The following is a 13312-nucleotide window of genomic DNA, read 5'->3' on the forward strand; positions in this document are numbered from 1 at the left end:
ATAATACTGCATATCTTTTTGCTCCTTTTCATCTTTCACAGTTTAAGTGAAAAAAGATCGAAGCCATTGTGCACAATGACATTTCAATTTTCATAATTAATTACTGCTAATTTTAACATTATAGTTCGTTACTTTATATATTATTTTGTATAATAGAAGAAACTTAAAATAATATTAAAAAATATTACTGATATACAGAATTAAATTAAGTTTTGCTATTGGGATGATACTGTTTTTGGAACAATTGTAAAAGGAGTGACTATAAGTGGAATCTATCGTAAGCAAGGTTCTAGATAATGTTGATATTCAAATTTTAGATTTACTACAAAAGGATGCACAATTAAGCAATACTGAGCTTGCAAAGCGTGTCAAGTTATCTCCACCAGCTATACATTCAAGGATAAAACGTTTGGAAAATGAAGGATTTATTAATGGACAAGTAGCAATTTTAAACCAGGAGAAGCTAGGTTTTGATTTATTATGTTTTATTTTTATGAGTACGAATATACATCAAGCTGAAAAACTGGAAGTTTTGGAGAAGGCATTAGCTTCTATGTCAGAAGTATTAGAGTGCCATTGTTTAACAGGTGAGTATGATTATCTTTTAAAAGTGGCTAACAAAGATCGGAAGGAATTAGAAATATTTATTAGAAAGCTAAATAAACTAGGCATAACAAGAATTCAAACTAGCCTAGCTCTCAGAGAAATTAAATATTCAACAGTTTTACCCATATAGAAAAAAAGTCCCGTTCGTAAAAGTACACTTTTACGAACGTTTTTTGATAGAACAAGAGAGAGAAAAGTAGAAGAAGGAATAAAAAAATGAAGTCCTTAAATTTGGAAACATACAAATCCGCAGCATGGATCAAAATGAAGGACCGCAACTTCAGGCCATGAGAAAAAAGGGGTTGGATAAAAAAACTTGTCAAAAAAAATAGCCTTTGCTAAAAAAGAACATAGGCTATTTATTCATTATCAAGTTATTTGAGTAGATATAAATCCATTTTTAAGTTGAACTATAATGTTCGCTCAAAATTTTGAACGTCTTTTGATTTTGTTAAGGAGGATTATAGATTGGATAATAAGGAACGACTCTGTCTTTCAATAATTACATATCAACATCACTAGAAATACTAAGCTTATGATCAATCCCCGATAAATTCATTGCTATAGAAAATTTGAAATTTACAATTCCTACTTGATGCACCATATATTTTTCTTGAAAATGTAAATTCTCCTTTTGCCCTTAATCTTATAAAATCATTATATGCTCAACTAGTTTAAGCACTGAGCTGTGCATCGATTAAAAAGCAGTACACTTCTTTCGGAGTTGCACTGCTTTTTTTAATTTCTCCCGTTTATTATGATTTTTAATCAGAAAATCGGTATTGAAGACTCGCTTAATGAAACATAAAGTTTATTTACTTAACAAAATTGCTTCTGCGTTACTCGGTTGAAGAGCTATTTGTAGTGCACTTTTTTCTTCATAGTTTAAAGGGACCAATGGTAAGCGGACACCTCCAACATTTAACCCCCGCATATTTAATGCTGATTTTACCGGTGCTGGGCTTGGTGCAGCAAATAATGCCTTCATAATTGGAAGAAGGTTACGATGTGCAGTGGCAGCACCATGGACATCACCATTTTTAAAGCTGTTGATCATTTCTTGCATTTCATTACCAATTATGTGTGAAGCAACCGAAACAATGCCTGTTCCACCGATGGCTAAAACCGGTAGTGTTAACCCATCATCGCCGCTGTACAATGTAAAATCGCTAGTTGTTTTGCTTATGATTTGTGCCATGGCATCTAAGTCACCACTTGCTTCTTTTACTGCCACAATATTGTTGATTTTTGAGAGGCTAACAATCGTCTCGACTGACATGTTCACAACACTTCGTCCTGGGATATTATAAAGCATTACCGGCAATGATGTTGAATGGGCAATAGCACTAAAGTGCTGAAATAATCCTTCTTGAGACGGCTTGTTATAGTATGGGGTAACGAGCATGATTCCGTCGACTCCTGCTGCCTCTGCTTGTTTTGTTAAGCTGATAGAAGCCTTCGTGTTATTTGAGCCAGTTCCAGCTATGACTGGAACTCTTCCATCAACAACTTCTACAACAATTTTGAATAAATCGACTTTCTCTTCTTCAGTTAATGTAGGAGACTCTCCAGTTGTACCAGCTATTACTAATCCATCAGAACCATTAGCAATTAAATAATCTACTAAAGTTCTCGTAGCATTAAAATCAACCTCATCATTATGATTAAACGGGGTAACCATTGCGGTTAAAACTTGGCCAAAATTCATAACTTCACACCCTTTTGTATAATTTTTTAAAAAATTCAGAGGTGGTTTGGGCCATTCAGGAGTAAACGCAAAAAAGCAACAACGAGGATTCGCTGCTGCAGTAGAAACAATATTTATCAAAAAAATGTTTCCGCGCATAAGATAGCCCTCCATATAGTTTCCTATATGACAGTCCTGCATTTATTCAATAGCAGAACCAGCTTCAAGAACATGAGATTCTTTCCGCTTCGGCAAATTCCCCTTTCCACAATAGTCATAGGATCTCATTCTCCTCAAAATGTGTACTAATGGTCTTTGCTCCTCTATCCTCACTTCAAAAAGTATGAAGTAAGAAAATATTTAATTGACTGTAATATAACAAGGAATCCTTATTATTGCAAGGCCAATTTAAAATATTTTTTTAGAATACATGGATAATCAATGAAAATGGATACGGTATAGGGGCTGGATTTTTCTTTTTTAGTATTATGTAATCTCAACATTAATAGTTTTATAAAACAAACTGTATGAAAAGTTTCACTCTTTTATAGTCAGTTTTACAATTGATATATCTTATAGAAAATTAGTATTTATCTTATGAATCCTTAGAATAATGATCAAGGTGGGGAGGACAACATGATAAATATAAAACTAACAAAGGAAAGAAAAGATATGAAAATCCGTGACGTTTGGGAAGCAAGAAAACGGATCGCTTCAATGTAAGGAGGACTCCATTGATTCAATTATACTATCATAAAAAATTGAAAAGGATGGCCATTAATGACATCAAGCTAATGTTAACAACCTATCCAAAGATAAAATTATCTTTCGTCCAATAAAAACTGATCAGAAGCAATTGCTTGCACGAGGGAAAAAAACCGGAGGAGTTCGACAGCATTGTAGCTGGCAATTTTACCAGCGAGTATGTTGCTGAAAATGGAAATAAATCCGTAGCCAACAAGATTAAACTTATTGAACTACTTGGTGCTTCCATTCCATTCAGGATTGGAACGAGTACGTATAAACAGCATAGGTCGTTCCAAATCCATGAGCTGGAATGATAAAATCCATTAAGATCCGTGGGATTGTTAACAAAGAAAATTGATCAGGCATTTAACTGCGAAATGGACTGTACTTATTAGGAAAAATGAAGAAAGTTGCCCAAAACGCAATTCCACCGAGAAAAGTCGTTAACAGGAAGTTTGCATTAATAACGACCAGTGTTCGCAGAAATAATGAGAGCCCCGCTTGAAGAATAAATACCTGCTTTGGCCAAAGCATTATACGGATCTAAATTCCATAATTGTGCAGTATAACAGGATGTCTGGCCTTTCATTATCCATCCGTTACCACCGGAACTAGCACAACTTGTAAATGCTCTCTTGGTCTTGCCATTAAAACTGTCAACCCAAACATTTGCATAATAATCGTAAGGAGCAGCCGAATAAAACTTTAAGTAACCCCACGCCGTATGACAATACGCACTTCCTTTTAGCTGCACATATCCAATTTTCACACCGTTTTTATAAATATATTCCGTTTCATAAGTGATTGGGCTTTTAGAAGCACAACCTGTCGAATAAGGGTTTGTATTATCGTAGGACAAGGCAAATGCTTTATTCATCGGTCCAATCGCAAAAAACAGTCCAAAGACAAGCGTTATTACCATCACAATATTTAATAATTTTTTTATAATAACCTCTCTCCTTTCCTTCTTCTCGACTTTACCATATGAAAATTGGTATTTCTATGTACTTTGGAATCATTTACCATATATATAAATATTACTATAACCCGGATAACTACGTAGTTAAGGGATAGTTCCCCATTCCCATCAAGCAATGGCAATTCATTACTACAAGCGAAAAATTATCTTAAGTTTTCCTCCAGAATCAATTTAAGTGAACGGAGGACTATTGGCCATAGGTATTTTTTGATTTATTAATATTTAAATTACACTGAACTAATATTTTATTAATAATGTAAAGTTACTATTTAAATTGGTAAACCACATAAAAATTTAAAAATGAGGAGGATATTTGTCTTTTTGCAAAATACTTACATAATTAAAGCGGCTAAACGATAAATAGGAGGAATTGATTTTGAAAGTGAAAAATAAATTTGCTGCAATGTTGACAGTTGTAACTGTAGGATTAACAACATCTTTATCAAATGTACAAGCATTCTCGGAATCTTCAAATTCAGATAATAAACGTAAACCGGAGCTCGTTTTTCCTGTAATCAGTGATGTACATATAGATGATGGATCATCTGCTGATATGAACAAGTTTAGAACAGCCATGGATCAATTAAACAAAGCTGCGCCTAAACAGGATGCTTTTGTTGTCGTTGGGGATTTAACGGACTATGGATACGCTACTGAATATGATAAGTTTTTCTCCATTTATAATGAGAAGAAACAAGGGGATGTCCAATCCATGTTTACAATGGGAAACCATGATTATTGGAATGGACTTTCAGTAGAAAAAGCACAAGATCGTTTTCTCGAGAAAACAGGAATGGATTCTCTTTACTATCATAAAAAAGTAAATGGATATGATTTTATTACGTTAAGTCCGGAAAATGGTAATACGCATGGTTTATATTCTGTTAATCAAATTAACTGGCTAGGCGAAAAGTTAGCTGCAGCAGAAAAAGAGAATCCGGACCAACCAATCTTTGTTTTTCTTCATCAACACATTAAAGACACTGTGTATGGAAGTGACTTATGGGGAACTCAGGAAAATAAAGAACTTTTATATGATACATTAAAGAAACATCCACAGGTTATTACATTTTCAGGCCATTCTCATTATCCACTTGAAGACCCTAGAACGATTCATCAAAAAGACTTTACGTCTGTTGGCACGTCTTCTGTAAGTTATTTGGAATTAGAGCCGGGCAAACTTCAAGGGTTTCATCCTGAAGGATATCGGGATATTAGTCAAGGTATGATTGTAGAAGTTTATAATAATGAAGTTGTCCTTAAAAAACGTGACTTTCATAAAGACGATTGGACAGGAAAACCATGGGTAATCAAAAATCCTTCTAAAAAAAATAACTTTAAATATACAGACGATCGAGATCAGTTACCACCGGTTTTTGCAGTTAAAGACAAGGCTTCGATTGTAAAAGAAAAATCGACACTAAAAAGTTTAAATGTTACATTTCCGCAGGCAAAAGATAACATGCTAGTACATTCTTATCACATTACAGCCAAAAACAAGGAAACAGGGGAGTTAGACGCAGACTTTACCGCATTTTCTGAATTCTATATTGATCCTGTTCCAAAGAATTTAGAGTTCCCTGTAGCTGGTCTTAAGCCAGGTACAGATTATGAAATTAAGGTACAAGCACTAGATTCATTTAACAATAGCAGTAAAAAGGTGTTACTGGCTGAAGGCCAGACAAAAGCCCTGGAAATGGTCTCAGCACTAGCTTCTCCTTCTTTAGTAACGGAAGGTGAATCGACTACACTCCAAGTGAAGATGAAAAATTTTGGAAATGGTAGTGTGAAGGGGAAAATTAAAGTTGATGCACCTGAAGGTTGGAGTTTGGAGCACAATGAACTTGATTATGAGCTTTCGGGAGCTGAAGAAAAAATGTTGCCAATTAAAGCTACACCTAGTAAGGAAAGTTCCGGATCATCACAATTCACGATTACTGCTTACGAGGGCGGCCAAATAATTGGCTCCAAGAATATAAATGTATTCGTAAACATGTTGCTTGGAGAAAGTTTTGACCAATTAGAGTCTGGATTAAAGCCAGCAGTGAATGAAAACATTCCAAGTTCTATTCTCGGTTGGAGCCATGCAGCCCCTAACGGCTGGTCGGTGACAAATAGCTCAAATATGCCAGCCGGTACAATGGAGTGGCAAGGATGGAGCTTCACAACAAAGGACTTTTGGACAAAAGCAGAAGACCAAGATCGTAACAAATTTGAGCTTGGTCAAGGTGTTATAGCTGTAGCGGATCCTGATGAATGGGATGATAACGGTTCACCATCATCAAAAGGTTTTTTTGATAGTACATTAACTTCACCTTCTGTAAAAGTTGATGGTGCAAAAGATCTGTACTTAGGATTTGCATCCCATTATAAACAAGAAGGAACGCAAACAGCTGAAGTAACTGCTGTCTTTGATAATGGGGAAAAACAACAAGTTCTCGTTTATGACAATAAAGCTGCTTCCGATAATAAAAATGGACATGTTTTGAATAAGTATGAAGTTAAATCGATTAAGGTTCCTGAAGATGCTTCTTCGATGACAGTACAATGGAGAATGCATAATGCGAAAAATAATTGGTTTTGGTCGATTGACGATATTAGATTGGATGACCAAATGATCGTTTCACCAAATGAATGAGAAGAACAGGTGAACTTTTCTTGAAATTTGTATTAGTAAAAAGCGGACTTTCCTTAAGGGGAAGTTCGCTTTTTCTTAATTTATAATGGTTTATTACTCATTTATTTCGTATCTTTGTTAGGATAATACATCAAAATAAAGGTATAGTTATTAATTTATTAATCATTGAAGTGCAGCTTTATTTAACTCTTGGATAATTTATAAACCATTCCATTATTATAAAAGGTAGGATGAAAATCTAATATTTTATCAAAAAATTAGCTAGCCGAGACCCGAGAGAAGCTTTCGTCGAGGAGGCTTGGCATACAGTAGGCAGAAATGGAGCGATTTCTGAAAACAACTGGAACGTTTTATAATTAAAAAATTGTAGACCGACATAGAATTTTTTCTATGTATTTTAGAAAATTTTAAGATTTGTGTGATATGTTTTTTTAAAGTTCTAAGAAAAATTATCGTGGAAAACATTTTCCATGCAAGAACAGCGGATAAACGGTGAACTTTTCTAAAATCGTAAACGAGAGATCGATATGGGGTGAAAATATTTGTCAATTAAAATGAGGTTTCTATTGTCCTACGTTGGCGTAATTCTTATTTCCATCACTTTATTTTTAGCAGCTGGATTTTTACTTACTTTTGCAATAACAGGCGATATAAAATCGATAGAGCATTTATACAAAAAATCTTATCTCCAAAAACCTTTGACTGCAGTAGAAGAAAGTGTGTTTCTCGATTTAAAGCTTTTGGCAAAAAATAATCCAGAGCAGCTTTTGAATGAAGAACAGCTGGAGAAGATTGAACATAGAGATATTAAGATTGTCGTTAGAAAAGATAATAACATTGAGTATACGTCTCCCACACTTGATAAGCTAGGCTTGGTTCAATCACTTCCTATGTTCGAAGAAACGAACATCAATACGCGGGACACAATCAAAATGAAAGACACTTTTTTCACATATGTAAAGTTTGATTTTTATTTTTCTGATAAAAGTGAAGGAAGTATTTTTGTATTGAGAAAGGCAAGTTCCTTTGCTGAGCTGACCCGCGAGTCATTTCCCATTTTATTCGCGCTATTGTTATTACTGTTTGTAATGATTATTGGACTTTTAAATTATTTAGTTTCAAGAAGCATCATCAAACCTATCTCAATACTTAAAGAAGGAGCAGAGCGTATAAAATCAGGAGATTTAAACTTTGAAATCAAAGCGACTTCGAATGATGAAATAGGACAATTGAATAGGGAGTTTGAGGAAATGAGAAAAAAGTTAAAAGAGTCCGTAAACCTTCAGCTTCAGTATGAGGAAAATCGTAAAGAACTTCTTTCCAATATTTCTCATGATTTGAAGACACCGATCACTTCGATTATGGGATATGTAGAGGGGATAAAAGACGGAGTAGCAAACACCCCACAGAAGATGGACAAGTATTTATCGACTGTATACCTAAAAGCAAGAGATATGGATTCATTGATAGATGAATTGTTTTTATTTTCCAAGCTGGATTTAAAAAAAGAACCATTCACTTTTGAAACGGTCAGACTAGATAAATATTTAATAGACTACGTAGATGAACTTCAATTGGATTTACTTCAACAAGGAATCCAGATTGAACTTCAACAGCTGCATGAACCGATACACGTGACAGCGGATAGAGAGAAACTAAAACGTGTATTGGCCAACCTAATCAGTAATTGTGTAAAGTATATGGATAAAAATGAAAAACACATTTCCATTTCTCTGCATGAAGGACAATATGATGTAGTCGTACAAGTAACAGATAATGGCTATGGAATAGAATCTTCTGCATTGCCTTATATTTTTAACCGCTTTTATCGTGCTGAGCAATCTAGAAATTCTCTGACAGGTGGAAGCGGTTTAGGGCTTGCGATCGCAAAAAAAATTATCGGCGAGCATGGAGGAGATATTTGGGCTACTAGCGAGATAGGAAAAGGAACAAGTGTCTTCTTTTCCATAAAGAAAGGTGAGGAAATGTGAAAAAGATATTACTTATTGAAGACGAAGTCAGTATTGCTGAATTGCAAAGGGACTATTTGGAAATAAATGATTTTAGTGTCGATATTCAACATACAGGTGATGCAGGTCTCCAACAGGCCCTTCAAGGAAATTATCATTTAATCATTTTAGACATCATGCTTCCAGGATTGAATGGATTTGAGATATGCAAACAAATACGTGCAGTCCATAATATTCCGATATTGCTTGTATCCGCCAAAAAGGAAGATATTGATAAAATTCGGGGACTTGGTTTAGGGGCAGATGATTATATTACAAAGCCATTTAGTCCAAGTGAACTAGTTGCAAGAGTGAAAGCGCATTTAGCGCGTTATGAACGTTTATCAGGAAGTCACCCCAAATCTAATTCAATCTATGTTCATGGGATTTCAATAGATAAGTCAGCACGCAGAGTTCACATAAATGGGGAAGTGGTCCCGTTTACAACGAAGGAATTCGATACTTTAGTGTTTTTTGTCATGCATCCGAATCAAGTATTAAGCAAAGAGCAGCTTTATGAAAATATTTGGGGATTGGAATCGGCTGCAGATGTTTCGACTGTCACCGTCCATATCAGGAAACTACGTGAAAAAATTGAAAGAAATCCTGCACATCCTAAATTTTTGGAAACCGTTTGGGGAGCAGGGTATCGCTTTAATGTTTAAATAGCATGTTTTATGACCCGTCACGAAGGTGGCGGGATTTTTTTATAAACATTAAGAAATTTTATGAATAAGTTAATCATTTTTTAAGAAATTGTTTAGAGGGAGTTTAAGAATAGGCACTAATATAATGAAGATGGAATAAGTAAGCAACTAAAAATAAAAGGGAGAAAAAAACCTCATGCAACCTTAAAAAGCATTTTAGAACAAGCCCTTTTGTTTAGTGCATCAAAATGACGGAAAATCTTTTAGGGGCAGATGATGTACAAACGGGGAAAGGATGGTGTGTTTCATGTGGAGACGGCTAACGATTGTCATCTGCTGCCTTTTCATCCTTCAAGCCTGTGTCTTAGATAACGAAGGAGAGTTAAATAAACAAGAAAAGGAGACAGGAAAGGGAATGAATGAACAACTGATTCAAGCTGTAGAACGAAATGAAACGGAAAGAATAAGAAGTTTGATTGAGCAAGGTGCTGATATTAATACACAGGACTCGGAAGGGCGAACCGCCACTATGATTGCGACTTATAACAATGATGTAGAGACTGCAAAAATCCTTATTGAAGCGGGTGCAGACGTCAACATTCAGGATGACATGAAAAATAGCCCCTTCTTGTATGCGTCTATTACAAACCGTTATGGAGGAACGGCTTTAATCCCTGCTTCGGAACATGGTTATGTTGAGGTTATTAAAGAACTCCTTACTAAAACCGATATTGATGTGAATCATGTAAATGATCTCGGCTGGACAGCTTTGCTAGAAGCTATCATTTTGAATAATGGTGATGGAAAACAGCAGGAAACAGTGAAATTGCTAATTGATCATGGGGCAGATGTCAACATCCCTGATAATGGTAGTATGACACCTATACAACATGCCCGTGAGAAAGGATTTAAAGAGATTGAACAAATTTTACTATCCGCAGGAGCAAAATAATCGATCGCCGATACTTGCAATTTGAAATGTCAATTGCACTACTAATTAATTACAACCATAAAATATTGAGGAGACGAAAAAATGAACAAAAAAGCAAAAATTTCATCATCTATACTACTTGGGTTAACATTGGCTTTAACAGGATGCAACACAAACGCACAAGACAATCAAAGTGCTCAGAAGCATGAACAAACTGCTAAAGAGAGTAAACAAGAACATAAGTTAACCGCAGGACAGGAAATGACTAAAATTCTTAGTGGCACGAATTGGCAAGGAACAAAAGTTTATGATAAGAATAATAATGATTTAACAAAGGAAAACGCAAACTTTATTGGTCTAGCGAAATATGATGCTGAAGCATCGAGATATGAATTTTTTGATAAAAATACTAAAAAAAGTCGTGGTGATAAAGGAACTTTCTTTATCACAAATGGGAAGATGCGAGTGTTAATTTCAGAATCAATGGGTTACCAAGCCGTTGTTGAAATAACAGAACTGAATAAGGATATGTTTACTTATAAAAGAATGGGTAAAGATGCAAAAGGTAACGACGTAGAGGTGTTTGTTGATCATATTCCTTATACTGAAACAGAACTTTCCTTTACTGATCCAGACAAAAAATTGGAAACTTACACAGGAGAAGTAGTTACAGACGTTGATGGTGACAAAATTTTATCCAGCACTCCATGGCAAGGAACGGTGGCATTGGATGAAAAGGGAAATGATGTATCAAGCTATAACTCTAATTATTTAGGACTGGCAAAATACGATGATAAAACAAATAAGTATGAATTTTTTGATGCTAAAACCGGTGAAAGCCGTGGTGATTACGGCTTTTACGATGTTGTTCATGGAAATAAGATAAGAGCCCTTGTTTCACAAGGGGAAAATAAGTATGGCGCAGTTCTTGAACTTACAGAGCTTAATGAAGATAAATTCACTTATAAAAGAATCGGTAAAGATAAAGATGGAAAAGAAATAACGATAACAGTTGAACATATACCATATGAAGGTAATTTGAAACTAAAATCAACTAAGTAAAATAGAAAGGGATTTTGCATTAAAGCAAAATCCCTTTCTTAATATAGTAATAGAATAGTGGTTCAAGATGTTTACGCGTTAAACTGTTCAACAGATGTTTCCAGGTCATTAGCGAGTTTTACCATCGAGGAGGTTGATAAGGAAATATCCTCCATGGATTTCGCTTGTTGATCTGTTGATTGTGCCACTTGTTTTGAAGCCACTGCAGTTTCCCTTGTTAACACTGCAAAATCTTCTATCGAAGCATTGATTTCCTGAGAACTCGCTGCCATTTGCTCTGTGATGGCTGATATTTCTTGAATCTGATCACTAACATGCTCAAAAGATTTTATAGTCTGTTTAAAAGTTTCTCTTGTATTCAGGACAAATTTTGTCCCTTCCTCTACCTCTTTAGTTCCAGTTTCCATCATTTTCACTGACTCATTTATGATGGATTTAAAATGTAGTAGGGACTCTTGTATATTGATAGCAGATTCCTTCGTACCTACTGCCAATTTCCGTACTTCGTTCGATACCACCGCAAAACCTTTACCCTGCTCACCGGCTCTAGCAGCTTCAATTGCCGCATTTAGTGATAGCAGGTTTGTTTGCTCGGCAATTCCTGTAATTAAATGTACAATATTCACAATTTCATTTGCTTGTTCGTCCAATTTCTTTATTTTTGAACTTGTTTGCAGCATCACATCTTTTACTTGCAGAATTTGATTTGAGAGTTCATTTATATCTTTATTTCCAATGGACATTCTAGTTGAAACATGATTTGTCTGTTCGCTGACTTCTGAAGAAGCTTCTGCAATTCTTTGTATCCCTATGGTCATTTCCTCGATGACCCTCGATGATTCTTCACTTCTGTGCAATTGTACTTCCGCAGCTCCTGCGACTTGCTGAATGCCATTAACGATATATTGTGTGGAAGTATCCATTTCTTTGATTTTGTGTTCGATATCACTTGATGACTCCAAAAGCTGGAATGATGAGCTTTTCATGGAGTTGACGATCCTACTTGTATTGGTAATCATTTCTTCAAAGGATTTCACTAAAACCTTGATTTCATCGTCCCCATTTACTTTTATGTTGCTAATCAGTTTATTGGCAGTTAATAAATTCCCATTTGAGATCTCCTTTGCAGCCAAGCTGACTTTAAGAAGGGGACTTAACTTTTTAGTCAAGAACCATATTAAGGCACCCACTACGATCGCCATTAAGATTACATTGATTATTATGGTCAGTGGAAGGATGCCGCCCAGAACCTTGCTAGCAGTTGCGTCGACTTTGCTGGCATCAATATCCACCCCTAGTATTCCTATGACCTCGTCCCCTTTCTTTATGGGAACAAAAACGGATAAATAGTCACCATATTCAGGATCATGAACGATGGAAGTGGTAGAAACCTTTCCCTTCATGACTCTTTCTACATCCTGATATGAAGTTGCGGTTGTGGGTGTTAAAATGGGGGATGCTTTTTTATCTCCATTACCCATTCCATCTATAAGAATATGGACTTTTTCGCTACTTTTGTTAATCCCCAATGTATATACATATAATGCTCCAGTTTTTTGCCTATAATCGTCTAACTGTTCGCGTATCTCCCAATATGTAGAGGTTTCGGATTGATTACTTAAAAAATCAGCATAAGATATTGGATTAATTCCTTGAGAGATGTTGCTTGCTATGTCTAAGCTGCTCATAGCGATTGTTTTCTCAACCGTATCATTTGTACTTTTATACATCAATAGTAAACTTCCAATTAATGTAATGACCATGCCTGTTAAAAGGACAAAACCTATTTTCGTACTGAGTTTATTCATCTTTGTTTATTCCTTCCCCGTGTTATATATTAACCATGTTTTATATATCGGTAATAATTAAATATATTTAATGAGACCTTTTTAAAACCTCTATTACAACAGGTTAAAGACTAAATGAATAAAAACTCCACCAGAAGGTTTTAAAAAGGTCTCATTAAATATATTTAATTATTACCGATATATAAAACATGGTTAATA

Annotated in this window: 10 protein-coding genes and 1 riboswitch; of the genes, 7 read left to right on the forward strand and 3 right to left on the reverse strand. The window is 35.1% G+C overall.

Annotated elements, in window-relative coordinates; all coding sequences use genetic code 11:
* Nucleotides 1-265 precede the first annotated feature (265 nt).
* Entirely contained in the window at nucleotides 266-736 is a 471-nt protein-coding gene (locus FNK51_RS25995; protein WP_098369458.1) for an Lrp/AsnC family transcriptional regulator, read from the forward strand.
* A gap of 681 nt (nucleotides 737-1417) precedes the next feature.
* Here the strand turns inward: FNK51_RS25995 and dapA are convergent.
* Nucleotides 1418-2314 (reverse strand): 4-hydroxy-tetrahydrodipicolinate synthase, encoded by an 897-nt coding sequence (gene dapA, locus FNK51_RS26000; protein ID WP_141995216.1) that lies wholly within the window; start codon nucleotides 2312-2314, stop codon nucleotides 1418-1420.
* A gap of 134 nt (nucleotides 2315-2448) precedes the next feature.
* A riboswitch (Lysine riboswitch) is annotated at nucleotides 2449-2627 on the reverse strand.
* Nucleotides 2628-3153: 526 nt separating this feature from the next.
* Between dapA and FNK51_RS27680 the strand changes: the two genes are divergently transcribed.
* Entirely contained in the window at nucleotides 3154-3354 is a 201-nt protein-coding gene (locus tag FNK51_RS27680; protein ID WP_141995209.1) for a hypothetical protein, read from the forward strand.
* Between the two features lie 146 nt (nucleotides 3355-3500).
* Here FNK51_RS27680 and FNK51_RS26010 read toward each other — a convergent pair whose 3' ends face one another.
* Complete coding sequence (locus tag FNK51_RS26010) at nucleotides 3501-3917, reverse strand: DUF2690 domain-containing protein (protein WP_179890963.1); 417 nt, start codon at nucleotides 3915-3917, stop codon at nucleotides 3501-3503.
* Between the two features lie 484 nt (nucleotides 3918-4401).
* Between FNK51_RS26010 and FNK51_RS26015 the strand changes: the two genes are divergently transcribed.
* The 5 genes from FNK51_RS26015 (at nucleotide 4402) to FNK51_RS26035 (ending at nucleotide 11306) form a co-directional block, all read left to right on the forward strand.
* Complete coding sequence (locus tag FNK51_RS26015) at nucleotides 4402-6657, forward strand: metallophosphoesterase (RefSeq protein WP_286178899.1); 2256 nt, start codon at nucleotides 4402-4404, stop codon at nucleotides 6655-6657.
* A 542-nt stretch (nucleotides 6658-7199) separates the two neighbouring features.
* A complete protein-coding gene (locus FNK51_RS26020) occupies nucleotides 7200-8648 on the forward strand; it encodes a sensor histidine kinase (RefSeq protein ID WP_098369462.1) in 1449 nt (482 codons plus the stop codon).
* Nucleotides 8645-9331, forward strand: a complete 687-nt coding sequence (locus FNK51_RS26025) for a response regulator transcription factor (protein WP_141995212.1) — start codon at nucleotides 8645-8647, stop codon at nucleotides 9329-9331. The genes FNK51_RS26020 and FNK51_RS26025 overlap by 4 nt, the downstream gene beginning before the upstream one ends.
* 289 nt (nucleotides 9332-9620) lie before the next feature.
* The gene (locus FNK51_RS26030) at nucleotides 9621-10265 is read left to right on the forward strand and encodes an ankyrin repeat domain-containing protein (protein WP_141995213.1); all 645 of its coding nucleotides are present in this window, start codon (nucleotides 9621-9623) and stop codon (nucleotides 10263-10265) included.
* A gap of 81 nt (nucleotides 10266-10346) precedes the next feature.
* Complete coding sequence (locus FNK51_RS26035; RefSeq protein WP_141995214.1) at nucleotides 10347-11306, forward strand: DUF4822 domain-containing protein; 960 nt, start codon at nucleotides 10347-10349, stop codon at nucleotides 11304-11306.
* 71 nt (nucleotides 11307-11377) lie between these two features.
* Here FNK51_RS26035 and FNK51_RS26040 read toward each other — a convergent pair whose 3' ends face one another.
* Nucleotides 11378-13114 carry a methyl-accepting chemotaxis protein gene (locus tag FNK51_RS26040; protein WP_141995215.1) on the reverse strand — a complete coding sequence of 579 codons (1737 nt, stop codon included), beginning with the start codon at nucleotides 13112-13114 and terminating at the stop codon, nucleotides 11378-11380.
* Nucleotides 13115-13312 lie beyond the last annotated feature (198 nt).

It is taken from the genome of Bacillus sp. B4EP4a (assembly GCF_006680105.1).
Taxonomy (GTDB): Bacteria; Bacillota; Bacilli; order Bacillales; family DSM-1321; genus Peribacillus; species Peribacillus simplex_E.

What these genes read in the sequence shown, in the direction of transcription:
- FNK51_RS26040 (WP_141995215.1), bottom strand. Translation starts at nt 13,114, where the DNA reads ATGAATAAACTCAGTACGAAAATAGGTTTTGTCCTTTTAACAGGCATG.
- dapA (WP_141995216.1), bottom strand. Translation starts at nt 2,314, where the DNA reads ATGAATTTTGGCCAAGTTTTAACCGCAATGGTTACCCCGTTTAATCAT.
- FNK51_RS26010 (WP_179890963.1), bottom strand. Translation starts at nt 3,917, where the DNA reads ATGAATAAAGCATTTGCCTTGTCCTACGATAATACAAACCCTTATTCG.
- FNK51_RS26030 (WP_141995213.1), top strand. Translation starts at nt 9,621, where the DNA reads ATGTGGAGACGGCTAACGATTGTCATCTGCTGCCTTTTCATCCTTCAA.
- FNK51_RS26035 (WP_141995214.1), top strand. Translation starts at nt 10,347, where the DNA reads ATGAACAAAAAAGCAAAAATTTCATCATCTATACTACTTGGGTTAACA.